This window comes from Saccharolobus solfataricus, from assembly GCF_900079115.1.
In the GTDB taxonomy this organism is placed as follows: domain Archaea; phylum Thermoproteota; class Thermoprotei_A; order Sulfolobales; family Sulfolobaceae; genus Saccharolobus; species Saccharolobus solfataricus.
This window is the reverse complement of sequence record NZ_LT549890.1, coordinates 1,735,437-1,761,052: the sequence shown is the minus strand read 5'-3', so window position 1 is coordinate 1,761,052 and position 25,616 is coordinate 1,735,437. Positions and strand designations below refer to the sequence as shown.

22 protein-coding genes and 9 pseudogenes are annotated in these 25,616 nt (G+C 38.6%); 14 read left to right on the top strand and 17 right to left on the bottom strand.

Features of this window, described 5'->3' with window-relative positions; genetic code table 11:
- Positions 1–92: 92 nt before the first annotated feature.
- Positions 93–437: pseudogene (locus tag SSOP1_RS09435) on the top strand (hypothetical protein); the annotation flags it as partial.
- 167 nt (positions 438–604) lie between these two features.
- Here the strand turns inward: SSOP1_RS09435 and SSOP1_RS09430 are convergent.
- On the bottom strand, positions 605–1,564 hold the full coding sequence (locus SSOP1_RS09430) for an IS5-like element ISC1234 family transposase (RefSeq protein ID WP_010923922.1): 960 nt from the start codon (positions 1,562–1,564) through the stop codon (positions 605–607).
- Between the two features lie 51 nt (positions 1,565–1,615).
- On the opposite strand from SSOP1_RS09430, the pseudogene SSOP1_RS09425 reads away from it, so the two are divergent.
- Together SSOP1_RS09425 and SSOP1_RS09420 are read left to right on the top strand one after the other, a co-directional pair.
- Positions 1,616–2,401, top strand: a pseudogene (locus tag SSOP1_RS09425) (hypothetical protein); the annotation flags it as partial.
- Positions 2,402–2,423: 22 nt separating this feature from the next.
- Positions 2,424–3,854, top strand: a complete 1,431-nt coding sequence (locus SSOP1_RS09420; RefSeq protein ID WP_009992886.1) for a 4Fe-4S binding protein — start codon at positions 2,424–2,426, stop codon at positions 3,852–3,854.
- A 240-nt stretch (positions 3,855–4,094) separates the two neighbouring features.
- On the opposite strand, the gene SSOP1_RS09415 is transcribed toward SSOP1_RS09420, so the two are convergent.
- The 4 genes from SSOP1_RS09415 to SSOP1_RS09400 all read right to left on the bottom strand — a co-directional run bounded on the left by SSOP1_RS09415 (position 4,095) and on the right by SSOP1_RS09400 (position 7,772).
- Positions 4,095–4,355 (bottom strand): hypothetical protein, encoded by a 261-nt coding sequence (locus SSOP1_RS09415; RefSeq protein WP_009992890.1) that lies wholly within the window; start codon positions 4,353–4,355, stop codon positions 4,095–4,097.
- Positions 4,352–5,233, bottom strand: a complete 882-nt coding sequence (locus tag SSOP1_RS09410) for a sulfurtransferase (protein WP_009992891.1) — start codon at positions 5,231–5,233, stop codon at positions 4,352–4,354. Before SSOP1_RS09410 ends, SSOP1_RS09415 begins: the two co-directional genes overlap by 4 nt.
- A 554-nt stretch (positions 5,234–5,787) precedes the next feature.
- Complete coding sequence (locus tag SSOP1_RS09405; RefSeq protein WP_010923607.1) at positions 5,788–6,774, bottom strand: hypothetical protein; 987 nt, start codon at positions 6,772–6,774, stop codon at positions 5,788–5,790.
- A gap of 263 nt (positions 6,775–7,037) precedes the next feature.
- Positions 7,038–7,772 (bottom strand): hypothetical protein, encoded by a 735-nt coding sequence (locus SSOP1_RS09400; protein WP_009990195.1) that lies wholly within the window; start codon positions 7,770–7,772, stop codon positions 7,038–7,040.
- Positions 7,773–8,390: 618 nt separating this feature from the next.
- Here SSOP1_RS09400 and SSOP1_RS09390 point away from each other — a divergent pair.
- The 3 genes and pseudogenes from SSOP1_RS09390 to SSOP1_RS09380 all read left to right on the top strand — a co-directional run.
- A pseudogene (locus tag SSOP1_RS09390) lies at positions 8,391–8,780 on the top strand (DUF4322 domain-containing protein); the annotation flags it as partial.
- 96 nt (positions 8,781–8,876) lie between these two features.
- Positions 8,877–9,836 (top strand): IS5-like element ISC1234 family transposase, encoded by a 960-nt coding sequence (locus tag SSOP1_RS09385; RefSeq protein ID WP_010924011.1) that lies wholly within the window; start codon positions 8,877–8,879, stop codon positions 9,834–9,836.
- A gap of 152 nt (positions 9,837–9,988) precedes the next feature.
- Positions 9,989–10,684 (top strand): annotated as a pseudogene (locus SSOP1_RS09380) (transposase); the annotation flags it as partial.
- Here the strand turns inward: SSOP1_RS09380 and SSOP1_RS09375 are convergent.
- Positions 10,673–11,524 (bottom strand): annotated as a pseudogene (locus SSOP1_RS09375) (ISH3 family transposase); the annotation flags it as partial. The pseudogenes SSOP1_RS09380 and SSOP1_RS09375 sit on opposite strands and share 12 nt — an antisense overlap.
- Positions 11,525–11,771: 247 nt before the next feature.
- On the opposite strand from SSOP1_RS09375, the gene SSOP1_RS09370 reads away from it, so the two are divergent.
- A complete protein-coding gene (locus SSOP1_RS09370; protein ID WP_231918269.1) occupies positions 11,772–12,029 on the top strand; it encodes a hypothetical protein in 258 nt (85 codons plus the stop codon).
- On the opposite strand, the gene SSOP1_RS09365 is transcribed toward SSOP1_RS09370, so the two are convergent.
- From SSOP1_RS09365 to SSOP1_RS09355, 3 genes are all read right to left on the bottom strand, one after another.
- Positions 12,012–13,274 carry an HD domain-containing protein gene (locus SSOP1_RS09365; RefSeq protein WP_010923611.1) on the bottom strand — a complete coding sequence of 421 codons (1,263 nt, stop codon included), beginning with the start codon at positions 13,272–13,274 and terminating at the stop codon, positions 12,012–12,014. The genes SSOP1_RS09370 and SSOP1_RS09365 overlap by 18 nt on opposite strands.
- Before the next feature lie 509 nt (positions 13,275–13,783).
- Positions 13,784–14,227 (bottom strand): hypothetical protein, encoded by a 444-nt coding sequence (locus SSOP1_RS09360; protein ID WP_010923612.1) that lies wholly within the window; start codon positions 14,225–14,227, stop codon positions 13,784–13,786.
- Between the two features lie 83 nt (positions 14,228–14,310).
- Positions 14,311–14,739 (bottom strand): transposase, encoded by a 429-nt coding sequence (locus SSOP1_RS09355; protein ID WP_010923613.1) that lies wholly within the window; start codon positions 14,737–14,739, stop codon positions 14,311–14,313.
- A 277-nt stretch (positions 14,740–15,016) separates the two neighbouring features.
- On the opposite strand from SSOP1_RS09355, the pseudogene SSOP1_RS17920 reads away from it, so the two are divergent.
- Positions 15,017–15,211: pseudogene (locus SSOP1_RS17920) on the top strand (hypothetical protein); the annotation flags it as partial.
- Between the two features lie 54 nt (positions 15,212–15,265).
- On the opposite strand, the gene SSOP1_RS09345 reads toward SSOP1_RS17920, so the two are convergent.
- From SSOP1_RS09345 to SSOP1_RS09335, 3 genes are all read right to left on the bottom strand, one after another.
- Complete coding sequence (locus SSOP1_RS09345; RefSeq protein ID WP_010923614.1) at positions 15,266–15,853, bottom strand: hypothetical protein; 588 nt, start codon at positions 15,851–15,853, stop codon at positions 15,266–15,268.
- A 210-nt stretch (positions 15,854–16,063) separates the two neighbouring features.
- The gene (locus SSOP1_RS09340; protein ID WP_010923615.1) at positions 16,064–17,323 is read right to left on the bottom strand and encodes an RNA-guided endonuclease InsQ/TnpB family protein; all 1,260 of its coding nucleotides are present in this window, start codon (positions 17,321–17,323) and stop codon (positions 16,064–16,066) included.
- The gene (locus SSOP1_RS09335; protein WP_014511714.1) at positions 17,301–17,879 is read right to left on the bottom strand and encodes an IS607 family transposase; all 579 of its coding nucleotides are present in this window, start codon (positions 17,877–17,879) and stop codon (positions 17,301–17,303) included. The genes SSOP1_RS09340 and SSOP1_RS09335 overlap by 23 nt, the downstream gene beginning before the upstream one ends.
- Before the next feature lie 145 nt (positions 17,880–18,024).
- Between SSOP1_RS09335 and SSOP1_RS09330 the strand changes: the two genes are divergently transcribed.
- Positions 18,025–18,543 carry a hypothetical protein gene (locus SSOP1_RS09330; protein ID WP_009992461.1) on the top strand — a complete coding sequence of 173 codons (519 nt, stop codon included), beginning with the start codon at positions 18,025–18,027 and terminating at the stop codon, positions 18,541–18,543.
- Between the two features lie 85 nt (positions 18,544–18,628).
- Here SSOP1_RS09330 and SSOP1_RS09325 read toward each other — a convergent pair.
- Both SSOP1_RS09325 and SSOP1_RS09320 read right to left on the bottom strand, forming a co-directional pair.
- Positions 18,629–18,988 (bottom strand): annotated as a pseudogene (locus SSOP1_RS09325) (ISH3-like element ISC1225 family transposase); the annotation flags it as partial.
- Positions 18,989–19,181: 193 nt separating this feature from the next.
- A pseudogene (locus tag SSOP1_RS09320) lies at positions 19,182–19,877 on the bottom strand (DUF4322 domain-containing protein); the annotation flags it as partial.
- Positions 19,878–20,190: 313 nt separating this feature from the next.
- On the opposite strand from SSOP1_RS09320, the gene SSOP1_RS09315 reads away from it, so the two are divergent.
- Together SSOP1_RS09315 and SSOP1_RS09310 are read left to right on the top strand one after the other, a co-directional pair.
- On the top strand, positions 20,191–20,583 hold the full coding sequence (locus tag SSOP1_RS09315; protein WP_009992713.1) for a HEPN domain-containing protein: 393 nt from the start codon (positions 20,191–20,193) through the stop codon (positions 20,581–20,583).
- The gene (locus tag SSOP1_RS09310) at positions 20,564–20,944 is read left to right on the top strand and encodes a nucleotidyltransferase domain-containing protein (RefSeq protein WP_009992714.1); all 381 of its coding nucleotides are present in this window, start codon (positions 20,564–20,566) and stop codon (positions 20,942–20,944) included. The genes SSOP1_RS09315 and SSOP1_RS09310 overlap by 20 nt, the downstream gene beginning before the upstream one ends.
- A gap of 112 nt (positions 20,945–21,056) precedes the next feature.
- Here the strand turns inward: SSOP1_RS09310 and SSOP1_RS17690 are convergent, their stop codons facing one another.
- From SSOP1_RS17690 to SSOP1_RS09300, 3 genes and pseudogenes are all read right to left on the bottom strand, one after another.
- Positions 21,057–21,236 (bottom strand): hypothetical protein, encoded by a 180-nt coding sequence (locus SSOP1_RS17690; RefSeq protein WP_048054350.1) that lies wholly within the window; start codon positions 21,234–21,236, stop codon positions 21,057–21,059.
- Positions 21,227–21,400: pseudogene (locus SSOP1_RS16515) on the bottom strand (transposase); the annotation flags it as partial. The gene SSOP1_RS17690 and the pseudogene SSOP1_RS16515, both read right to left, overlap by 10 nt.
- Positions 21,401–21,868: 468 nt before the next feature.
- Positions 21,869–22,768 carry an IS5-like element ISC1058 family transposase gene (locus SSOP1_RS09300; protein ID WP_010923619.1) on the bottom strand — a complete coding sequence of 300 codons (900 nt, stop codon included), beginning with the start codon at positions 22,766–22,768 and terminating at the stop codon, positions 21,869–21,871.
- A 107-nt stretch (positions 22,769–22,875) separates the two neighbouring features.
- Here SSOP1_RS09300 and SSOP1_RS09295 point away from each other — a divergent pair, with 107 nt between their 5' ends.
- The 3 genes from SSOP1_RS09295 (at position 22,876) to SSOP1_RS09285 (ending at position 25,587) form a co-directional block, all read left to right on the top strand.
- Entirely contained in the window at positions 22,876–23,364 is a 489-nt protein-coding gene (locus SSOP1_RS09295) for a hypothetical protein (protein WP_009992717.1), read from the top strand.
- Between the two features lie 61 nt (positions 23,365–23,425).
- Complete coding sequence (locus SSOP1_RS09290) at positions 23,426–24,562, top strand: radical SAM/SPASM domain-containing protein (protein ID WP_010923620.1); 1,137 nt, start codon at positions 23,426–23,428, stop codon at positions 24,560–24,562.
- A complete protein-coding gene (locus tag SSOP1_RS09285; RefSeq protein WP_009992721.1) occupies positions 24,535–25,587 on the top strand; it encodes a TIGR04053 family radical SAM/SPASM domain-containing protein in 1,053 nt (350 codons plus the stop codon). The genes SSOP1_RS09290 and SSOP1_RS09285 overlap by 28 nt, the downstream gene beginning before the upstream one ends.
- The last annotated feature ends 29 nt before the right edge of the window (positions 25,588–25,616 follow it).

Here is a 25,616-nt window from a genome sequence, read left to right as displayed (position 1 = left end):
TAGAATTAAAAATTGAATATTAGTTTGCGTTAGAAACTTTCAAACGCATAGTTAAATTTCTGTAATTTAGTAGTGTATTAGTGATTCAAGAAATGAAAAAAGAACCAAGAGCTGTATCTAATGCGGTTTTTGCGGGAGTAGTAATAGTATTGGTAATAATAGCAGCCGTAGGCTTCGCATTATACGCTACAAAGCCATCCACTGCACCGTCCACTGTAACAACACCACCATCTACCACTACATTGACGTATACTCAAACTTCTACACAAACTATGACATCGACACAGACAGCCACTGTTACTCAGACATCTACACAAACTGTAACATCCACTCAAGTGATAACTAGACCAGTTACAGTAAATGCAAGTGGGGCATTTTACAACGGAAAGGTAATAACATTCCTATACACTAGCCAATTCATGTGCACACCTGAGAGTGTCCGGAATGTAATTATCTGAACGAATAGATAAACAGAATGATAAATATTAATATTGCCAGAAGGATAGGACCTGGATCACCGAGAAAAACTTTATAATGGAAAAATATCAAGACGAGAGGATTTACCTATCGCGCATAGCGTTGTCTGATCGCGAGGAGGTGCGTCTCAGAGCTGAACGGCTCTACGTTCTGGAGGAGTCCTCCGTTGGATCGCGAGGAATATCTTGATGTTGTAGATCACTCCCAGGACGTGAAGGAAGACGTCGTTCCTCCAAGTCGTAGTCCCGTAGGGCCTCCAGAACGCGTTCAGGTAGGTGCCGAAGAACTCCACGTGGGCCCTCAGGGTAGTGAAGGGCTTCTCCCGCGCTATGAGCTGTGTCGGGGAGGGAGAGAATCCCCTGTCCGCGATCTTAATCCCCTTGAGCGGTGACTTGAACCTCTTGTCCGAGAAGTTGGCTGGCTTCAACGTGATGGACCTCACGAAGAGGGAGACGGAGATCACGGCCACTGCCTTGAGCCCGTAGTGCGAGACCCCTCTCTTCTTGGTCCACCTTCCCTCGAACCTCCTCTTGGTTCTCCCCAGGGAGAGCAGCTTCCTGGCCCTCTCCAAGTTACCTTCCCTCCTCTCCAGCTCCGCCTTCTCCCGAAAGGTCTCCACGCTCCTCTTCCCAGGAGGTAAGTCCAGTAGGAAGGAGTCCACTAGCCACGCCATGAAGTCCACGAGATGCGCGCTCGCAGGGAGGTAACTGGGTAGGCACTTCTCCTCAAGCTTGAAGGAAATCTCCAACAACTTCTTCCTCACCCCGTACAACCTGCCCACGAAGTCGTGCAGCGTGCTCTTCCCCACCTTCCTCCCCACGAACCAGGCCACGACCACGTTCACGTTGACCATTTTCACCGCGTCCCTATAGGAGCAGGAATAGAGCACCATGACGATTAACAACTTCAGGTAAACCAGCGCGCCCTCGCCAAGGACCCTCTCCAAATCCATGGCGTCCAGCACGGGCTTGATCTCCGTTAACCATTTTTCCCTCCACGGCATATCCTCTATTGGGGGAAGAGGGTAGTACATCAGGTTTGGTATGTGTCTTAATGTTCTTGCCATGGTACTACCCTCTACTCCCATAACTTAAGTGTTACTCCAATTTAATCCAAGATAATACTAGAAACCAATTTATTCTTGCCAATAAAAATTCAATTTTTTACATTCCGGACACTCTCACCTAATGCTACTGTATTCTTCCCTAATGCTGTAAATCAAAGTAAGGTAGCTATGGGTTGCGAAGTAGGTGCAGGTAATATATCAGCCTTCCCTAAGGGAGCAGCACCAGTGTTTGTATTAGTACCAGCATTTGCTGGCTTATCCATATTTGGAGTTCCAGCTCTAGGCGCGACTCCTCAAGGATTTCCAACATTCCACTATAACGGACTAAACTACACAATAATAACCCAGTGTGGTGCGGCACTTACTGAAACTGCATGTCCAGACCATATGAGCTTAATTTACTCTCCAGCTTTTACTGTAGTCGAGCAATACTTAGGCATAAAGAATGGAGTTTTCGGACTACCAGAAGGAGTTTTACCTACACCAGCGCACGATCACTTAGTAACTTTTGCCACTAATACTTCAATACCATGGTACATCGTCGTAGTATTAGTATTCAACCCTAATATCTTTCCTAATCCAATAACTGGACAATGTCAACAAGTAGTGCCTTCTAATCAGAGCAATCCCACTGGATTATGCTTAAATAACATTAACGCATTGGAACAAGCAATGGGAACTTATGATAGTGCAGTTGCAGCTGCCAATGCAAATAATCCCATATGGGAAGCACTAGGTAAACCGGGATTAGACGTAGTGGTACCTGGTGTAACTTCACCATCTCAGCTATTCACTGCTACTAACTCCAATATGGTATTATTCTTCAGTGATCCAGCTGTTTATCCATACCCAATTTAATATCGATTAGAGGGGAGTAAAAGTGAATATAAAGGTAACTGTTTTTCATTATATCTTAGATAGATCTTATATATTTCTTCTATTTATTATTTTTATATCTTTAATTTTTCCCATAATTTCCGCATTTATTAGTCTCATATTTGTGGGTTTACTCTTTCAAGGACTTTATTTAAGAAGGCAGAGTTCAACAAATAGTCCTTATATAGTATTAGAGATACTTTCCATGTTGTCCTTAATTTACGCTGCTCAGTTTTTTACACATCTATTGAAAGCAACGGATATTGTTTTTTTATCTTACCTAATAATCATTTCTCTCTCTTTATATAGATTGAAGAGGATAATCAAAAAGAAGACTAATTACTTGCAAAATTCAAAAGTAGCTTTTACGTTATTATTACTAGCTTTTCTGTTAAATTGGTTTATCAGTGGATTTTTAGATTTAACCCAAGGTAACTTCTCTGTTTTTGGCCAATTCGGCTATTTCTCCTATCCCTTTTTAGCTATCATGAATTTCATATCAGCTTTCGCTTCCATTACAGCTAGTCCTTGGTTCATGATAGACATGGGGATATGGCTTGGGGTAATTGGCATTTTTAGAATAATAGAATATAATAAGTTGGAGAACAAAATAAGGTATTTACTAATGATGTTTGCTTATGCGTTCTATAGTATTTACCTACCATCATTCTCACCCCTACAGAGTGAAGTGCAATATATTCCTTATATGTGGTTTAACGGCTTAGGAACTTACGGACCGGTAAGATCTTCCTACCTACTTGATGGTATTATAGGAACCTTTACGGTTACAGCAATTCTTTCTTTCATGTTTGGTTCGAGACAAATATGCTCCGTAACGTGCACAGCTCCTTATATGTTACAAAATACATTCCTTAATTCTATGAAGAAGTATAATAGATCATCAAAAGTCGGTAGAAAAACATTAACGTCAAGAATGTCTTCTTGGTATAAATGGGTAATGAGTATAACGTGGATTTCATTGATAATTCTAGCAGTTTTATCATTTTTAAAATTCTCAATCTTAGGTAATGATCCTACAATGTTTTACACTAGCTTATATTTTAATGTGATCTGGTACTTCCAATTTATGTTAATGCCGTTTTTAGGAAATTACGCGTGTGTAAATAGTGGAATATGCGCATGGGGATCTTTTAATCAACTTTTCGGTTATTTAGGGTTTTTTAAACTTAAAGTTAGAGATCTAAAACAGTGCTTAAACTGTAAAACAGTTGACTGTGCCAATGCTTGTCCAGTTGGGTTAACCGATATGAGAGCGTGGTTCATAAAGAAAGGGGAATTCAAGTCATTTAAATGTGTAGGCGTTGGGGATTGCGTGGAAGTATGTCCCTACAATAACATAACATTTTACGACGTAAGATCATGGATAAAAGAAAAGCTATATCCAATACAATTTAAGCATAGGGGAACGACATAAGTGTTAGTTGTAAATTTTTTATCCATTAACAAAGATGAGCGTAGTGAGGTTAGTTAATTCCACTAGTTATGAAGTGATGAAGATGAAGGTAAAACTTGTGAGTTGCCTAAGGGGAGGTGAGAAGGTCACAGATAGTATAAAAGATAGAATTTTAAATAAATTTTTTTACTAATATAATATAATCCGTTCTTAATTATTCAAGATTATTAAAAAATATTTGAGATTGAATTTGTATATGGCTCAATTAGATTGAGAACAGTCCATTGACACTTCTACTTTTAGGTAATGTTCTTCACTACCTTTCTCTTCAACTTTCATTTTCTTATCATTTACTTGTAAGATATATTTTAGGCTTAATAGCCAATCATAATCATTCATTAGAATTTCCACACTTTCATCGCATTCTTTTATTTTCCTTATTGCATCTAACATTATTGATAATGGACTTTTAGATCCGCAACTCTCAGTTCTATCCAATTTTATTTTCTCAATTACCTTCATGGTTCAGCTCCTTTCTTCACTGGAGCTCCAACTATATTTCCCCATTCAGCCCAAGAGCCGTCATAAACTCTAACTGATGGATACCCTAATAAATACTTTAATACAAACCATGTATGAGAAGCTCTTTCCCCTATTCTGCAATACGTTATTATTTCTTTATCTGAGGTTATACCTACATTCTCTACTAATCTTCTTAATTCCTCTACGGACTTAAACTCTCCAGTATCTGGATTAACAGCTTGAGCCCATGGAAAACTTATAGCTCCGGGTATATGTCCACCTACTTGAGTTTGCTCATCAGCGTATTCCGGTGGGGCTCTAATTTCGCCAGTAAATTCTTTAGGAGATCTCACGTCAATTAATAATGTAGTTTTCCCTATCTCTCCCTTAGTAACCTTTTGAAGGATCTCCCAGAAGAATGCCCTATGATTTCCCCAATCTACTTTTTTAACTTTATAGCTACCCTTGGGGTATTGAGTTTCCTTAGGTCCTTGCTCTGTTGGTAAGTTCTCCTTAGCCCACTTTGTTCTTCCGCCATTTAATATTCTTACATCCTCATGTCCATAAGCCTTAAATAACCAAAATGCATAGACCGCGAACCAATTATTGTAGTCACCGTATAGCACAATTGTTGTATTGTTACTTATCCCTTTACTTTCCATTAATTTTTCAAATTGACTAGGTTCTATAAAATCCCTTAACACAGGATGCCTTAAATCCTCCCTCCATCTTATGAGAACTGAGCCTGGAATATGCCATACGTTATATGCCGTGTTTGGATCGTAGTCTACTTCGACAATTCTTACATTAGGGTCCTTTAAGTGCTCTAATACCCATTTATTATCTACAATTACGCCTTGTTGTAAAGTTTGGCTCATCTTTAAATCCCTAGTATATATTGAGATTTGTCATTTATATCTCTACTGAATTGTGCAACTTTTGCACTTAAGGAAAAGTTTTTAAATTACCCTTTACCTTTACATTCTACCCAAACCTTATATTTGTTTCGTATAAAAACTTTTGTGAGTGTTAAAGTCCATTATTTTAAGCCGAGAGTATGTAGAGAACGATTTTGTTGATTTAGTATAAATTATACAAAATATTCATTTATTGTCAATTTAATGTATAATTTACTGTTGATAAAGAAGAAGATATCATAATTCTTAATCTTTTTCAGATTTTTGCTATATAATTGAAGATTTGATGAAAGTGGCATTGGAGGAATTAAAACAAGTTTCAAATAAATGAAATTGTCACCGCACGCAGCCAAGGCGAATATTAAGTTAACTTACATGTATTATGGGTGCAGTTAATAGTTTCATGCGTTTGAAATAGCAGATTTGCCGTAATAGATTCTAGATTAGACTAAATCTTAAAAATTTTAAGAGAAGAGGTGAAAAAGCTAGAGACAACAACATGTTTCCGCATAATCTTAATAACTACTTCTCTCACCTAAAATGTTCCCAGCAATAACTACAATTCCTTCTTTTTTCGCCTTTAATAACACCTTTTTCGGTATAGAATTGCAAACCAAGTACATCTTTATTTGTTTCTTATTACCCTTTGACTCTAAAATTCTCCTCCTTACAATCAGCTGTTCTATTCCATCCATATCACCCAAATTCTTTATCTCGAACAGACGAATCTCATCGTTAGTTTCATAAAAATCAACCTCAAATCTCCTACCCTTCTCAATAACACCAATATCGTCCACAATATAACCATGTTTAACATTGGAAGGATCGACGCCATGTGACTTCAAAGCCTCTTTATAAAGCTCCATGAGAGTTCTCTGTACGTAAATTCCAGCTCTAGAAGTAAAAGAATCGAAACTAACTTTCAGCATCAAAAAAGCCTTTGTTAGTTCTTCTATTCTTTTTGAGTGTTCTTCTAGAATTTTTGAGTGCTCTTCTATTCTTTTAGAAAGTTCTTCTATTCTTTTTGAGTGTTCTTCTAGAATTTTTGAGTGCTCTTCTACCCTCTTAGCTAATTCCTCCACTCTCTTTGTTAGTTCTTCTATTCTTTTTGAGTGTTCTTCTAGAATTTTTGAGTGCTCTTCTATTCTTTTAGAAAGTTCTTCTATTCTTTTTGAGTGTTCTTCTAGAATTTTTGAGTGCTCTTCTACCCTCTTAGCTAATTCCTCCACTCTCTTTGTTAGTTCTTCTATTCTTTTTGAGTGTTCTTCTAGAATACTATCTCTTTTTCTCATTTCATTTTCCATCTCATCCAATTTTTTCCAAATCAACACTATTTGTTGGTTATTTTCTTGCACAGTCCTCGTCAGAGTTGCAACAGTCTCTTCTAGCTTAGTTAGCCGCTGTAGAATTATATCATTTTTCATCTTCTCGTAAATTACCGAAGTTATTTTATCAAGCAATCTAGGGTTGCTTATGATTTCATTTATTATCTCTTCACTCACGTTCCTTTACCCTATGAATACTTATATTTATAAAAGTTAAAAGTATTATCACAAAGACCCCACAATAGGTATTTAATTGATAACTATTACGATGCTTTGTGGACTTGTTGAATTTTCCCAAAGAGTTAAGAGATCTCACAAGCCTAAATTGTAGACCTTGAGATTAATTGAAAGGAAGATAATAGTGATTTAATGTAAAAAAATACTCAACAGATCAACTAAACACTACCACGGATATATAAATAGATAAAAATTATGTATGATTAAAAAAGAACTAATGATGCTAAGTATCTTTGTTTATAATTTAATAAGAACTTGCGAGCTAACACAGAGGAGATATCCATACGATAAGCTTCATTAATTTTAATTTTAGATATGTCTTTACCGTGTAGTAGTAAATAGATCATATAAGACTCTCTCATTGCAGTAGTGTAGAGAAGAGATTCCTCTCCATATTTTTCCACAATTGATTCTATTATTGAATTAAATATGTCCTTGTGGAACTCATCACCAGTTAATGCTAATGCTCCTAACGCTAAGGGCGTTAGATTAATATGCTTTTTTAAGTAATCTTCCTTGTATCCTAGTGCTATTTTCGCAATAATTGCATTATTTTGTATAAAATTAAAATCCTCGTAAATATCCGATAATTCAATTATGTCGCTTCGGGTAATCTTATAATCGTATTTATTCCCCATTATTAATGATTTAGCTAACTTTATATTATAGCAGAAAAGAAGGTCATTAATATCATCTTCCATGAATAGGAATTTTTTGTGGCCAATTAAGAATTGACATCTGCTCAAAGTTAAACTATCAAGCAATTTTAAAGCACTTCTTAAATCCTCATTAGGGCTATAATTATTATACAGCAAATTAGCCAAATATAACTTGTAATTATCTAACCTTTTCTCTAAACTGGTAATTAAATTTTCACTATTTATAAAATTCGTTAACCTATATAGCTCCAACGCTTCGTCTTTATCTATCTTGTTCATTACTGACTTCAACTCACCAAGTTTTATTTCAAGTTCTTTAACATTGTTAACAAGGTCTTCTACATTGCCTCTCTCAATATCGTTATATACTTTATTATCTAGAGCTAGAGCCTTTATTAAAATCTCTAAAGGTGAATTACCAGCTTGGTCCGGATGTAAAAGAAGCGAGTATAACTTAGTTTTAGGAGAGATCTCGCTTATCCTTTTGATGTCAGTATGGGAATCTCATTTTTCTGATATAAATGATAATATATGTAAGATTGAACCGCACCAGTTTTATTCAAATATAGCTGCATATATTTTATGAAAATGACAGTTAATAAGTCAGTTTTCAATAGCAGAATATAAATATATAGAATTAATTTCACGTAGCTGGAAGGAGGTGCATAGGGTTAGCTGGAGTCTAGGGGAGTGACGTCTTCACTTCACGGAACGCGCGTTCTTGTTCCACTCTTACCTCCCGATCCGGTAGACCCAAAATCATTTTACAAAAAATAATTTTGGTTGGGTAATATCAGATTCTGAAAAATAATAGAATTTATAGCTTTAACAAGAACGCAACTAATTGAAGAAAGATTTAAGGTGAGGAAGCCGGTATTATCACGTGGTGAAGACAAGGTGATAACACCTGGTCTTCCCCACCAAAATAATATACAACAAGTAGGGTATAAATTACTTTCCATGTTGAGCTTCAAGGGAAGAAAGGCTGAGGAGGTATCGAGAGTTCTGGTCTCCGCGTGCTTGTGGAACGACTCCGTGGAAAGCAAGTCCAAAGGGTATAACGTGTCACCACAGACCGTGAGGAACTACGTGGAGGAGCAGGGAACTGAGGTGATCGAGAAGCTATTAGAGTCCATGAGGAGGATTTCCATGGAGATACTCAAGGGAGTGAAGGAAGTCGACATCTCCATAGACTGGACAACCAAGACGTGGTATGGTAAGCCGGTGGAGGGACTGGGTAGTTCAGCCAAGGGGAACTCGTGGAACTACGCTACCGCGACCACGAAGTGAGAGTGTCCGGAATGTAAAAAATTGAATTTTTATTGGCAAGAATAAATTGGTTTCTAGTATTATCTTGGATTAAATTGGAGTAACACTTAAGTTATGGGAGTAGAGGGTAGTACCATGGCAAGAACATTAAGACACATACCAAACCTGATGTACTACCCTCTTCCCCCAATAGAGGATATGCCGTGGAGGGAAAAATGGTTAACGGAGATCAAGCCCGTGCTGGACACCATGGATTTGGAGAGGGTTCTGGGCGAGGGTGCGCTGGTTTACCTGAAGTTGTTAATCGTCATGGTGCTCTACTCTTGCTCCTATAGGGACGCGGTGAAAATGGTCAACGTGAACGTGGTCGTGGCCTGGTTCGTGGGGAGGAAGGTGGGGAAGAGCACGCTGCACGACTTCGTGGGCAGGTTGTACGGGGTGAGGAAGAAGTTGTTGGAGATTTCCTTCAAGCTTGAGGAGAAGTGCCTACCCAGTTACCTCCCTGCGAGCGCGCATCTCGTGGACTTCATGGCGTGGCTAGTGGACTCCTTCCTACTGGACTTACCTCCTGGGAAGAGGAGCGTGGAGACCTTTCGGGAGAAGGCGGAGCTGGAGAGGAGGGAAGGTAACCTGGAGAGGGCCAGGAAGCTGCTCTCCCTGGGGAGAACCAAGAGGAGGTTCGAGGGAAGGTGGACCAAGAAGAGAGGGGTCTCGCACTACGGGCTCAAGGCAGTGGCCGTGATCTCCGTCTCCCTCTTCGTGAGGTCCATCACGGTGAAGCCAGCCAACTTCTCGGACAAGAGGTTCAAGTCACCGCTCAAGGGGATTAAGATCGCGGACAGGGGATTCTCTCCCTCCCCGACACAGCTCATAGCGCGGGAGAAGCCCTTCACTACCCTGAGGGCCCACGTGGAGTTCTTCGGCACCTACCTGAACGCGTTCTGGAGGCCCTACGGGACCACGACCTGGAGGAACGACGTCTTCCTTCACGTCCTGGGAGTGATCTACAACATCAAGATGTTCCTCGCGATCCAACGGAGGACTCCTCCAGGACGTAGAGCCGTTCAGCTCTGAGACGCGCCTCCTCGCGATCAGGCAACGCTATGCGCGATAGGTAAATCCTCTCGTCTTGATATTTTTCCATTATAAAGTTTTTCTCGGTTATCCGGGTTTCACCCTTCTGGCAATATTAATATTTATCATTCTGTTTATCTATTCGTTCAGATAATTACATTCCGGACACTCTCACGAAGTATCAGAATATGGTGCTCCTCCTAGCTTTCGTTCCCCAAGTTAACGGGATGAGCAAGGATGAGATCGTGAAGCTTCTCATGGAGCAAATTGTGGGAATGGGCCTCAAGGTGGGGCTCGTAACCTTGGACGCGGGATTCTACACCGTGGAAGTCCTCAAGTTCATATCGCAGTTCAAGTTCGTGATAGGAGTCCCTGTGGGGGACGTGAAGATCTACGAGGAGTTCGACGGAGAGTACACGACAAACAGTAAGAGGTATAAGAAGGAAGAGCAGGTCAAGTTCAGACTCCTGGTGTATGGTAAGGAAATCGTTAAGAAGAGGAAGAAGACCGTGGTGTACTTCGCGAGGGCGACCAACCTCGACCTACCCAAGAGGGAAGTGCTGAAGTTGTACAACAAGGTTAGGAGTCCCATTGAGACGTCTTACAGGAACATCAAGGCCTTCCTTCCCTTCACGAGCTCCACCAAGTTCATCTTCCGCGAGTTGATCTTCGTGCTGGCCATGATCTTCTACTCGCTTTACACCGTGTTTAAGAACGTCATGACAAGAGAGGAGTTTAGATTGCTGCTCATCCTCTGCTTTCTAGACGATTTATCTGATCTAAAGGATTTTATATTTAATCTTGAGGAAACACTTATTAATACTATAGATTTATTTTTATGGAGGTGATTTTGGGTCTACCGGATCGAGGAGATTCGAGAGGGAGACCGAGAACTCCCACAACTTTACCTTCCTCCAAGAGCGGATCAAGAACCAGACATTCAAGAGAAGATAGGAAAGCAGAACGAGAACCAGTTCCTTCCTCACGTCACAAGTCCTAGTCCTGACCCTAAACTCCTCAAGGGAGCGAAAAGCATTCTCAATCCCCCACCTCTCCCTATACATCTCGGCAAGGACTATGGCATCATAAAGATCCATCTCCCTCCTCACGAGGAAGGCAATAATCTTGCCGTCTTCCTTCCTCAGGATAATGAGATAAGCTCCACTCCCATGTCTCACGCAGAGAAATCCAGTATATCTAACTCCGCCAAAACTCACATCCACATCCTGCAACATCCCCTTGTACTTCTTGTACATCTGGGCCTTGGCAGATATGACGAAGTCCAAGCCCAACTCCAAGAGGTATCTAATCACTTCGTTCACCGCGAACTCCCTGTCCGCGAAGACCATGACGAGCCTCAGCTTGTCCTCCTCCAACTCCTTCACGATTACCTCCATCACCGCCTTGAAACCTTCAGCTACGTTCTTCACGGTCACTGGGATCACGTCCAGGAAGCTCCCCAGGAGGAAGATCGCGGCTTGAACCAGTCCCCACGACGTCCCCTTAGTTGGCTTTATCCTACTCAAGAAACTCTTGTTAGCGTGGTATTGAGGTATGGCATGGAAGTCCACTGCTACCCTCCTGTCCCTGACTCCCCTTAACGTTATCCTCCCCATCTTCCTCAACGCATCCCTCACGTCCTCAACTTGAACCACGTTCAACTTTCTCAACGCTCTTCTCCCATCTTTTCAAGAGTGCAAGGATTTTACTATGAATGCTATACGGTATTAAAGATTTTAGGCTTTTATTACCATAATACGAGAACGCTATTTTTAGTTTCGGTCTGCTCTCTCTCTATTTCCACTTATATAGATACAAGGCTTTAGAATATTACCCTACAATACTATATATATGATTTCTCTAACTAAATGGAGGGCGTCTTCATACATAAATTGCTTGAAAGACTATTTCAATGATAATAAATTAGTAAGTTCTATGGCATTCTTAATAGCTGCTTCTAAAGGAGATAGTTTATATGTTTTTGCTCCAGACACAGACTGCATTATATACACTGAAGAATTAATAACTGATGTAAAGGGGAGATGCGAGGAATATGTTAAACTTTTCTCTTCATACAAACAAGATATTATAAAAAGTGCTAGCCTTAAATTATGGCATTATTATGCGAATAAGAAAGTAGAATTTACTGACGAAGAGAAAAAACTCCTATCACAGTTAGGGATTAGACTCTAAATTTCTAAAATCTAGGGTAATGGAAAAATTCTTACTAAAGTATTCAGATATTTCTTTTGCAACGTTATCGTCATAAACGCCTATATGAACCCTAAATCTTTCTGGCGGTTTAACTACACTACTCTCTTCTTTGAGGTTATTAAGATACTCATATTTACCTAGTTTTTCCTTTATTTGTATGTTATCTATACTAGTTTTCAGTTCTGTAGAACCTATTACTACCTTTCCTTTATACCCTAAGATATACTCGTAAAATTCTTTTGCATCTTCGTCTTCAGTTAAATATTTATGCAAAGTACGTGCTTCAGATCCTTGCAAAACAGCTCTTTTATATTTCCTCCTTTCCACTAAAGAGAAATAAAAGTGAGAAAGCTCATTATCATTTTTAGCATTAATCAACGCTAAAAATACTTGTTCGTCAGTAAATGTCTTAATCTCTTCTAAGTTTGAAGGAATCTTCAGAAGACCTTTATGTATTGCAAAAGCAATAAAATATGACATAACTCTATTATAAATTTCAATCACAGGATGATTATAAACAGAACTATACATGTGAAATCTTGCTAGAAAGAAATGTTCAAGATCATCAATTGCCTTTGGTGGAAATATGTACCCTTTCGGAGTAATCGTCATTGTAATAATTATTCTTTCTGGATCTATAATTCCGAATTTTGCTCCGGAATAATATGAATCCCTCTGCAAATAGTCTAGCCTATCAGCATCTAAATCTGAATTAACTATAAGTTTAGCAATCTTTATCTTATCATCTAACGGGTTACTACTTGTGTATACGTTCTCCATAAGATCAGCAACTTCCTTTTCGCCTAATCCATCTTTTAATATCTTTATTCCCATCATTTCATGAAATTTATGTAGTTGTCCTTTATACTCTGTAAGTCCAATTATTTCTTTATATTTATCATCATTCAAATACTTAAGGACGTCTAAAGCAAATTCAAACGTGTGGGAAAATGGAAAATGGCCTATATCATGATATAGCGCCAGTTTTTTGATAATCTCTTTAAAATCACTATCAATATTTCCTTCTATTCTATCAATCATTTTAGATGCTATATAATAAGTGCCTAAGGAGTGCTCAAACCTTGTATGCCTCATTGACGGGAATATCATATACGCCATTCCGTTCTGAATAATATGTTTAAGTCTTTGAAAATAAGGGTTGTCGATAAGCTTAGACTCGACCTTTATATTACCATATATAGGATCTTTAATATATTTCTCCATATATCTTTATCAAGAGACATGTATATAAATAATTTTAAGCGTGCCATTTACACTAGCACCTCACATTAAACAAATGCTACATGAGATATTTATACACCATTCCTTGATATTTCGTGGTCACAGTCGCGTAGTTGCTCTTGGCTGAACTGTTCAGTCTATTGAGATGTTAACTTCCTTCACTCCTCATGGACTCTAATAACTTCTCGATCACGTCAATTCTTTGCTCTTCCAGTACCTTGTTGCTATTCGCAAGCACGCGGAGATAAGAACTCTCTTTCTTGGTGATATACTATTGGTGAGGAAGACCCTGTGTCGCCACCTCGTGACGTTGTCCGATTTGAGCAAAATTAAAAACCATTATAATTACAACGTCTCATATTATACTATTCTTCATTATATTCAAGTATAAAGAATAATATAATATGTATTAACAAGAGAAAATACAGATAATTGTACAATTTTGCAATAAAATTTGCCATAACAACAAGTAAACACGTAAACGAACCTCGTTAATTAACGAGTACCTTCGTCCTAATCCTCGTCGAAAGAATTTCGAGATCACGATAGAGGTTAAGGAAGAATACCTCTATAACCACTCCCCTTAAGGTTGTAGACGAAGCCTTACCTTCCCTAATCTTAACACCACTACCCTCAACCGGAAGCCTAGCACTACCAACACCCTTAACTAAGACGTCCTTCCTAGAAATCCAAGCCCTATCGGCCATTAACTTAACGTTATCAAATGAAAAGGCTAGATCACTCAAATTGGCCAATCCAACCTTGAAGTCCCTAACGAAATTAGTCCTCCTTTCCACAAGGTTACAGACCTTAAACCCGAAGTAGGACTTACCGTGCTTCCTACCCCAACTACCCTTATACTTCCTAAAGGCTGTGAAGTTCTTGAGCTTGGAAGTAGTATAACCCATGAGGAGAAAAACGTCATTGAACCCCATCTCCTTAAGGTCAAGTGAGATCTTCTCAAGACCGTTTTGAAGACTCCTCTTTCCAAGGTAAGCCTCACGGAAGAATGTGTCAATTATGTGGTAGTCCTCGAACCTATCGTTTTTTCTCTCCCAACTTCAAGTTCAAAGCCCTTTTCCCTATACTCGCTGATCACCTTGTCCAAAGCCTTGTTTAACTCATCCATCAGTGTTGTTCTCATCGTCTCGCCCTCTTGAATAACTGTTTGTTGGAGTTTCTTGTAGAAGGAGAATACTGTGCTCTTTGGTGGAATTTTCCCGTCCAAGAAGTCCATAAAACTCTTACTGTCCCTAATTTCTCCCTCCAAGTTATTCCAAGAGATGTCGAAAATGAGCTTGATTAGGAGGACTTTGAGGAGTAAGATGACGTCCCACTTGGGCTTCTTGGAGTAAAGGGACTTAAGCTTACTCCTAAACGTTTCCCAAGGGAAGGATTTATCCACCTTGAGTAAGAGGTCCTTTTCAGTTGAAATTGCCTTTACCATAATATTATCTCATCCTAATTTCTTATTAATATTACTCATGAATTGCCATTTTAATCAACTTGGATAACGTCTCGTGTAGTACAAAATTGTCAAGAATCTTCCCTTATCATTATTTTTTATCATATCATAAGAAGACGATAAGCTAAGTGGTGGGTAAAGAAAAGACAACACAGTAGGTAAGACTGTAACACATTTGCATAACTTTTAAATACTTTTAATCATTTCACAATATGATCTTTATTATGATTATGTTTATATATTATTTCCTCTACATTATAAATTGATGAACTCCATACTGATGACGGGCTATGCTCACGAGGTATTGGGGGCGACAAATACGGATGGGAGGGTAGTGGTGTTTCCCTCGACTAGCCCCAATGAGTTGAGGGTGAGTGTGTATGAGCCCTCAAGAGGGGTGCCCGTGGCGGAATTAGAAGTGGTTAAAAGTAAGCAGAAGTTACGCCACGGGTAAACACATCTAATATCCTTACCTTACTAAACCGTTTTGCAATATACTTTGTACTAATTAAAGCAAAAAATGGATTACCCATGAGAAAAGTAAAGACGTTAGTGGAGAGAAGCATAATAAGAGTGGAATTAAGTAAGGAATTTTATAGAAGATTAGGAGCGATGAGAGATATACTACTGCTGAAGTTTTATGGTCTATTTTAATTTTAGTCTCTATTAAGGTTGAAATTACACCAGCAACTATTAGGAAAAAGGCAGCATTACCATACTCAACATTCATGAAGACCCCTCCCAATATTAAGAGAAACAAACCCGAAGAGATCAACCCCCTCCTATCCAAGGCAAATGCTAATAACAATATAAGGTAATTTTCTGTAAGCATTGCGAAGAATGTGGAGAGTAAAAAGGATATTGTAAATCTTTTATCTAGGAATAAAAGAGGATAAGGAATTAGTACAAGGAACGCATGTAATGATGAAAAAATCAAGAGAATCGAGGAGACAATAGGCGGGATGTATTTTAAACCTAGATAAGAGGCTAGGGCATAGACCAATATAATTGATAAATAGAAATATTGATTATGGAGCAGAAATGAGGAAAGGAATAGTAAAGTTCCAAGAATCGCCTCTTCTCTGAACTTTTCCATTTTACTTAAACTAAAGTAGGTTCACTTTAAAGTTTTATCTCGATGATGCTCTGTGGATTTGTTGAATTTTCACAAGCTGGACCGTTCCTAGGGAGTCTTAACACCAAACTTTTTCTCATACTTCACTAAAAAAGGAAGCAACAAGTTTTTCCTAAAATAAGCGGATATTATCACGAAGTGTTAATACCTAGTGTATAAGGGGTTTGGGCTTCATAGGATTTCATGATATTTAATATCAACCCTCAGCCCTTGGGCTTCACCGAAGTCGCGGACGTTCATCCCTCTCCGCCCCATTAGCGGAATAACCCCAACCCACACCCGTGAACGGATGTGAGGAAAACCGCACATCTTGAGATAAATATTCAGTGAAGCGTTCAATTGCCTATCCAACTTGAACCCACACCTCTCACACTCAAAGGTCTTACCAACCTTTCGGGATACAAACCTACATCTGGGGCAAGACCTCGAGGTGAGGTACGGGTTCACTTCCTTAACGAAAGAACCGTAAAGCGGAGCCTTGTACTTCAACACTCTGTGTATACTCCTCCAAACAGTCCTAGAAATCTTCCTCGAAAGAGAGTCATTAGCATCCTTAAACATACTCTCTTTGTTAAGCTTTTCCACAGCGAAAAACGTCATGGGGTACAGGTCCAACAAAGTGTTAACAAACTTGTGAACGAAGTCAAGAACGCGATTCCTCTCCCTATGCGAATACTTCCTCATCAACTCTCTCCCCCTCTTCGTGTGCTTAGATGCAAATGATTGCACCTTAGCCCTCTTCACCTCCATGGAGTACTTAAGGGAGTACAACTGCTTTAGTGAGATTGTAACGAATTTCTCACCATCATAAGCATCTAGAGTATAAAGGTTGGAGTCAATGGCCAGAAAGTTTAATGGTGTTACCCACGGTAACTTGTAACGAAATGGCAAATACACTTTCTCCTCCTTAATTATAGGTTCGCCGAGTTCCAACTCCCTAACCCTTCTTGAGAACCATGACTTACTCCACGAGAAGGTGATGTACTCATAAGGTCTTACAGTTATTCTAACGCTTTCCCCCACAACCTTCCTCAAAGTCGTCTTTATCCTAACGTAAGCCTTCTTCACCCTTGGTTTTTCAATCGAAGCTCTCCCCTTTATAGCCCTTTTCCTCCACGATGTGAGGATCGAGAATGCGTCATTAATTGCCTTATCGACGTAGTGTGACGCGAGGTGATTGATCTTCTCCAACTCTTCCCTAAGTGGTTTGTACACTTCCTTCTTCTTCGGTAGTGTTATCTTGTAATTACCGTTCTTTCTTACTTGTATTTTTGTTAAATTCCACAGGTGGTCAATTGCTTTCTGTAGTAGTGTTCTGTATTCTTTAATTAATTCTTTGCTCTTCTCCCTCTCACTATTCTTGATGGAGTACGTGAAGTACACGTATTCCTCTTCCGGTTCAAATTTTCTAATTCTTAAGTTCTTCAACACATTTCTTCACCTTCTCGTATTTATGACTCCTCATGCCATAGAGTTTCCCACTGAATGAGACTAGTATTGAGACTAAGTCTTCGACCAATTCTTCTTCTTTGTCCTCTTGGTTTAGTACTACTATTTCACAACCATGTGCTTTGCACACTTCCTCTAGGATTTCGAAGCCGAATCTAACAAGTCTGTCTGGGTAAGCAACAACTACGCGTGATACTTCGTTGTTTAATATCATTCTTAACAACTTCAAGAACCCCTTTCTCTTCATGTTTAACCCTGAACCTACGTCAGTAATTACTTGGTCGTATTCTTTGACTTGTTCCTCTAGGTACTTCACTTGGTTTACTAGATCGTCTTTTTGCGTGGAAGATGATACTCTGGCGTAAAGTATTACTTTTCTTTTTCTAATAATTCCCATTAGCCTCTCTACGTCTTCTTCTCTGAATCTCCATTTTCCGCTCTGTAGTATAACTGGTTTTATGTATCCTTTCTTAACGTATTCTCTAAGTGTTGCATAGGATATTCCTAGTCTTTGGCATGCTTCCTTAGGTCTTAGCATTGTATAAGAGTTTGTGGCAAAATAATATAAACTTTACGGTTTATCGGAAACTGTTGGCAACGGCTACGTTAGTTTATCAACAAAAGTAATACTTGATCTCAGTTAAAAATGATTTTTAAAGTGGCAACTCTATATATTATTAGGTATGCCAATTATAGTTAGGAAAGTTCATAAAAAGGATGATGGAAGTACTGTTTGGATTAGGATAGGCGAATCTCCTCCAGTGATAAAGGAGGGAAATGTAATTGATGGTGGGTTTTTTATAAGAATTGGTGACGATAAAAGTGACAAAATAATTAGATTATCTGATCAAGAGGCCTTAGATATAGCATACAGGATAATAGAGGCTTATAGGAGGCATGTTAGAATTTACGCTAAACTGGACGAGCTTTCGTATGAACAGTATAAAAGAAGTAAGGAACTAGCAAAAGATGAAGACGAAGAGGATATTGAAAAGATAGAAGAAAAAAAGAATCTGACTCCAGATAAAATTGAAGCGGAACTGATAAATTATTTAATAACTGCGGGAGGAGAAACGACCTTAGATAAGGTTAGAGAAGATTTAGGAGAAGAATACGCTGCATACCTAAAAACGATGAAAAATAAGGGAATAATAATTGAGGGAATCAGAGTTAAATTAGGTAAAGACTTTAAAAACACATAGATAATGGGAGGTCTCATACAGTCATCTTATTCTAATGGAATTAAGAGTTTCGTGAGCTACCCCGCCCTAACCGGTAGACCCAAAATCACCTCCATAAAAATAAATCTATAGTATTAATAAGTGTTTCCTCAAAATTAAATATAAAATCCTTTAGATCAGATAAATCGTCTAGAAAGCAGAGGATGAGCAGCAATCTAAACTCCTCTCTTGTCATGCCGTTCTTAAACACGGTGTAAAGCGAGTAGAAGATCATGGCCAGCACGAAGATCAACTCGCGGAAGATGAACTTGGTGGAGCTCGTGAAGGGAAGGAAGGCCTTGATGTTCCTGTAAGACGTCTCAATGGGACTCCTAACCTTGTTGTACAACTTCAGCACTTCCCTCTTGGGTAGGTCGAGGTTGGTCGCCCTCGCGAAGTACACCACGATCTTCTTCCTCTTCTTAACGATTAGCATTTATAGGAAAATCGTTACACTTTTACGTTACGTTAAAAATATATAACGAATCTTTCCTGGTTAGATGAAAAATGTTTATTGATAAGCTATAATATTAAGAAGTACAATGAAAGATATTTATAAATACATGGATAAATATTTTGACTTTTTATGGTAAGGGAATATCCTTAAACTACTAAACGATTTCCTTACCATACACCAGGAGTCTGAACTTGACCTACTCTTCCTTCTTATGCCTCTTACTGTTTGTCGTGTACTCTCCGTCGAACTCCTCGTAGATCTTCACGTCCCCCACAGGGACTCCTATCACGAACTTGAACTGCGATATGAACTTGAGGACTTCCACGGTGTAGAATCCCGCGTCCAAGGTTACGAGTCCCACCTTGAGGCCCATTCCCACAATTTGCTCCATGAGGAACTTCACGATCTCATCCTTGCTCATCCCGTTAACTTGGGGAACGAAAGCTAGGAGGAGCACCATATTCTGATACTTCGTGATCGCGGTAGCGTAGTTCCACGAGTTCCCCTTGGCTGAACTACCCAGTCCCTCCACCGGCTTACCATACCACGTCTTGGTTGTCCAGTCTATGGAGATGTCGACTTCCTTCACTCCCTTGAGTATCTCCATGGAAATCCTCCTCATGGACTCTAATAGCTTCTCGATCACCTCAGTTCCCTGCTCCTCCACGTAGTTCCTCACGGTCTGTGGTGACACGTTATACCCTTTGGACTTGCTTTCCACGGAGTCGTTCCACAAGCACGCGAAGACCAGAACTCTCGATACCTCCTCAGCCTTTCTTCCCTTGAAGCTCAACATGGAAAGTAATTTATACCCTACTTGTTGTAGATTATTTTGGTGAGGAAGACCAGGTGTTATCACCTTGTCTTCACCACGTGATAATACCGGCTTCCTCACCTTAAATCTTTCTTCAATTAGTTGCGTTCTTATTAAAGCTATAAATTCTATTATTTTTCAGAATCTGATATTACCCAACCGAAATTATTTTTTGTAAAATGATTTTGAGTCTACCGTTTAGGAGGGGGTAGCTCACAAGATCGATATGCTTACGGAGATCATCATAATAGAATAGACATATTCTAATATTATTTTTATCAACTAATACTAGATTATAAACTTAATGAAAACAGTAGAGTGCTAAACTTAATAAGCTCTTAGGTTATATTATTACTCAGTGGTAAGTAGATATTATGATTGGCTGAGGCAAGCAGAGAGAAACCTTAAGTCTGCAGAACTCAATTTCGAAAATGGAATTTATGAAGAAACTTGCTATGAAGCACAACAAGTTGCTGAAAAATCCGTTAAATCCTTGCTAAGTTATTTCCATAAGGAGATGAGAGGACACTCTATTACTTTTCTTTTACAATTCTCATCTATATCTATTCCCGACTGGATATTAAAATGTGCACAAGAGCTTGATAAGAATTATATTCCTTCTCGATATCCTGATGTGTACGATCAAGGGGCTCCATTAGATTATTACAGCAAAGATGATGCTACGTCTTGTTTAGAATGTGCTAGGAAAATTTTAGCTTGGGTGAAAGAAATTGTTGGAACGTCTATGTGAAATATATTCTAAGTTTACTCCTAAGCTAGTTGTTATCTTTGGTTCTTATGCTAGAGGAGACTATACTGATCAGAGTGATATTGACGTTTTAATAGTTTCCGACGTCTTTCCACGTGATCCTAGAAAAGGTTTTGCAATAACTTATAGCATAGAATTTCCAAAGGTTATGCCAATAGCTATGAATACTCAAGTTTTCCTAAAGAAGTTAGAAGGAGGTTCTACGTTTATACTAGAAATCATAGAGGATGGGAAAATATTATGCGGAGACGAGGAATTCAAAAAAGAGGTTCTCAAAAAATATAGTGAAATTAGAAGAAAATTCAAGAGAAAAGGAAAGCTCTGGGAATATATGGAGCTGTAGAGCTGGTAAAGATAGTTTCTCAATCAATCATCTTTTGATACAATCAAGATGAGATCTCTAGGTATATCATTAAACTCCACCCTACCGTTTATTATTACGAACTGGAAGTTCTCTAATGCTTCCTTGGCACTATCACTCTATTCATAATTGGTAAGATGACAGTTACTATCACCTCTTTTCCGTATATTTTTCCCTTTTCTCTTAGCTTAGCAGGTATCGTTATCCCATACCTCTTGTTCCCATATTTATCTGTACCGTAACTAATAACCGCAAAGTAGTTTTTGCTAGGTATGAGGGTACATATCTGGATGGGCAATTCACGAAGAGATGTATGTGGTTTGGCATCACTTCAAGGGATATTATCTTACAACTAAGTTCTTCTGCAATAGATCTTAGAATCTCTTTAGTGTATTCCACATCTTCATCGACTAATGTGCTTCTAAGATACTTTGGCATCTATACGAAATAATAGTTACATAGGTACTTAGTATGTCTTGTGGATTTCAGTTTCTCGATACTTTAAAGTATTCAGAGTTTAAAAGGCTATACCCCTAGTAGGGGCGAGGCTTGTCTTCCTTTTATCATATTCTAAATTCCTCATACATTTCTTCTTTCCAATCGATAAGACTAGATGGAATTAATTACAAATCTTTGCATAATCTTGAAGTAATTCACAACTTTTAGGTTAATGCTTAGTTGATATGTTGAATATTTCTACACCAAACCACTATTATCTTCCTTTCAATTAATCTCAAGGTCTACAATTTAGGCTTGTGAGATCTCTTAAACGTTTGCTAAAAATCAACAAGTCCACAAAGCATTAGGTTAGTACTTTGTTGATTTGTTCAATTTGTCTCATTAAAACGATATTGTATAACACTAATTTTTCAGTAATTAATATTTATTTCAACGTTCCTCTCAAGCTTACACCCTAATGCCCGGAGCCCTACCGACTACAGAATTCGCCAAGTGAACCATCCACGCGTAAGCCCAGAACTTGAGCTTAGCCTCAACTACTTGTCCAGCAAAACTTGTTGCCCTAACCGATTCCCCAAAAGTACGCTTCACCGCAGAGAACAAGGACTCGACCCTCCACCTAACGCCATAACCCTTCTCCTCCCTCCAACGATCATAACCCAACTTCCTAAACTCCCGCACAGCCTTACGTCTAGCAAGATGGCCCCTTTTAGTAGAAGCGTTCTTCTTGGGAGGAACTACAACCTCAACTCCGGTCTTGTAAACCTCATTGGCGTCATATGTCTTATCTCCATAAAACTTCTTGACCTTCTTTCCCTTATCTTGAAGATCCTTAACTGTTTTTACAGCGCTTTCAACCTCGTTGCTAGTGACCTCAGCGTTTATCACGTTGAATTCGTTATTGTCCATTACTATCTCGATCTTGAGGAATTTTGAATCCCTAGTCTTACCCCACTTGGCAACAATGTATTGTCCTCCCGTGTTTGTGCTAATGCCTGTAGCGTCTGCAATTACTTCAAGTTCGTCACTTGCCTCGGGGAAGGTTATTTTCATGTTCCTCACTCTCTTCCATATTGTTGAGTAATCGAGGCTTGTGGGGATGATCTTCAATTGTTCTAAGGCTCTTAATACTCCTTCTATTGCTCTGTAAGGTAGGAAGATGTGGAGGAAGGCTAGGAATTCGTCGAACTCCTTCGGAGCTTTATACTTTGTCCTAGCGTTCCTGTTCTCCTCTGCTAATAAGTCCCACCAATGTTCGAATACGTAGAAGGGGAACATCAACTTATATCTAGTAATGACGTTCTCGTCGTACTTGCTCCAGTCCCTCTTGTACTTACTCTTTCCCATAGGTAATACTTAAACGAATAATTTATAAACTTTTTGTACAATTCTGAAGCAATCCACAAAGCATTAGGTTAGGAAAAATTTATAAGTGTGTAATACACGTTTAACATATGAGTCAAGAAAACAATGAAAACAATAAGAAAACAATCACAATAAGAGGAGTAGATGAGAAAATATATAGAAAGCTAACAGAAATTGCTAGATCTTCTGGTAAGACCATCGGGGAAGTTACCAATCAAGCCTTCAAGACATTTCTAGACATCTCGGATGCTGCCAAAAGAACTGCTAGTGGAGTAGTTGAAAGTGGTAAGACGTTTATCGAAGGATTTAAGGAAGGAATGGGTAATTTGATAATAATTTCCGACATAGATGAACTATCAGTAAACAAAGAGGAGATAATGCAAACAAGTAAACCCATTGCATTTAAAGGCATAAAGAAATTAAGCCTAGTTGGTATTTCAGATGACGATATAGAAAAATATATTCAAGAAATAAGTGATGTTGATGAGCTTATAATACCCTCAAGTGTCAATAAGTTAAAACTATTGCAGAAGTGTAGGAGGGTAAAAAGAGTCGTTGTGCAAAACAACCCCGTTTAAGAAAATAATTGCTAAAATATTAGGGATCGCTTTTTTATGACTAAGATGCCTTTTTATTATTATGATTCCAATAAGCGTTCTAGTAACTAATGCTGGTACAGTTTCATTTCACATTAAGGGCGAGTATAATAGGGATAGACCTAGTAAATTCAGTGACGTATTTAGACCAGTTGTAACGTGGAATCTCACAAGAAAATGCAACTTGAAATGTCTTCATTGTTATATTAACGCATCACCAGAAGGTGAGGATGGGTTAACTACAGAAGAGGCACTAGGGCTAATAGACGAGATGGCTGAAATGAAGATCCCATTAATTATAATGAGTGGTGGAGAGCCTTTAATGAGAAGGGACTTCTTTGAATTGGCATCATATGCTAGGAGTAAGGGAATAAAATTAGCCTTATCAACTAATGGAACATTGATAAGCGAGAGTGTGGCTAAGAGATTGAAGGAATTGGATTTCTCTTACGTAGGTATAAGTTTAGATAGTTACGATCCGGAATTTCACGATAAGTTTAGAGGTCTAAATGGAGCCTTTAACATGACAGTTAAGGGAATTGGAAATGCAATAAACGTTGGATTAAACGTTGGACTTAGATTCACTATTACGGCTAAAAACATCCATCAAGTAGACGAGTACATGAAATTGGCCTTGAAACTGGGAGTTAAGAGAATAACGTTTTACCATTTATCAGCCAGTGGTAGGGGTAGGGAATTAAGGGAGTGGATGTATACTCTGGAGGAATATGTTAGTTTCATAAACAAAATGATTGATTATGCAATTAAGCTAAGTGGGAAGATAGAAATTGAGACTACACTAGGGCAATTTGATGGAGTTTACATTGCTAAAAAGTTAGCCAGAAATGAGGAAGAACTTGAAAAATACCTGAAATTTGTCGAAAATAGTGGGGGATGTGGGAGGAAAATGATCTCAATATATCCAAACGGTGACGTTTATCCTTGTCAATTCATTGACTTTTACAAGTTGGGTAACGTTAGGGAAAAACCGCTTAAGGAGATAATTAAGAATATTCCAGACTTGTTCATAAATACGGACAAGTATTTGAAAGGAAGGTATTGTGATAAGTGTGAATATAAATCTGCTTGTAAAGGAGGAGATAGAGCTAGAGCGTATTATTGGAATGAAGACATTTACGGAGATGATCCGTTATGCCCTTTGAAAACGCTCCACATTTAGTCTTCTGGGAAGTAACTAAAGCTTGTCCATTGAGTTGTAAACATTGTAGAGCTAATGCCATAGATAAGCCATTACCAGGGGAGCTTAGTACTGAAGAAAGTAAGAAATTATTAGAAGATATAGCGAGATTTGGAAAGGTTGTTATAGTTTTCACTGGTGGTGATCCGTTAAGTAGGAGTGATATTTTCGAAATAATGGAATATGCCAAATCGTTAGGATTAATAGTTTCAATAGCACCTTCCCCTTCTTATCGTTTAAGAGATGAGACCATGAAGATGATAAGTAATTACGCAAGATACATGTCAATCAGCATAGACGGAGCTACCTCACAAACCCATGATTGGTTAAGGGGACTTGGTAGTTACAACTACGCTTTAAGGGGAATAGAGCTTGGATTAAAGTACGGGATACAAGTTCAAGTTAATACCCTAGTTTGGAAGAAGAGCTATAGCGAATTACCTTTTCTAGTAAAATTGCTTAAAGAATTAGGAGTGAAAGTCTGGGAAGTATTCTTCTTGATTCCAGTAGGGAGAGGTGTAATAGAACTAGATATTCCTAAAGAGAAGTATAAAGACGTTATAGACTTCCTTGTCGAAACCACAAGATACGATTTAGTCGTTAGAACAGTTGAAGCTCCATTCTTTAGGAGAGCTAAACTTGAGTATACCCCAAGCACTATCAAAAGTAACGAGCTGGTTTCAAAATTACGTGAGCTGTTAGGTGAACCAGTAAAGGATGTTGATAAGAGTGTTTTACCTACAAGGGATGGGTCTGGTGTCATATTTATCGGCTACAACGGCGATGTCTATCCTAGTGGTTTCTTACCATTGTACTTAGGTAATGTTAGGAAGGAGAGTATCGTCGATATCTATAGAAAATCAGAGGTTTTGAAAATTATAAAAGATGGACGGTTTGACGGAAAATGCGGTGTTTGCAAATTCAATAATATTTGTGGAGGGAGTAGGGCTAGGGCTTTTGCAGTGTATAATAATCCATTTGCAGAGGATCCAATGTGTCCATATTAATACGCTTTTATTTTAAATTATTTTAAACT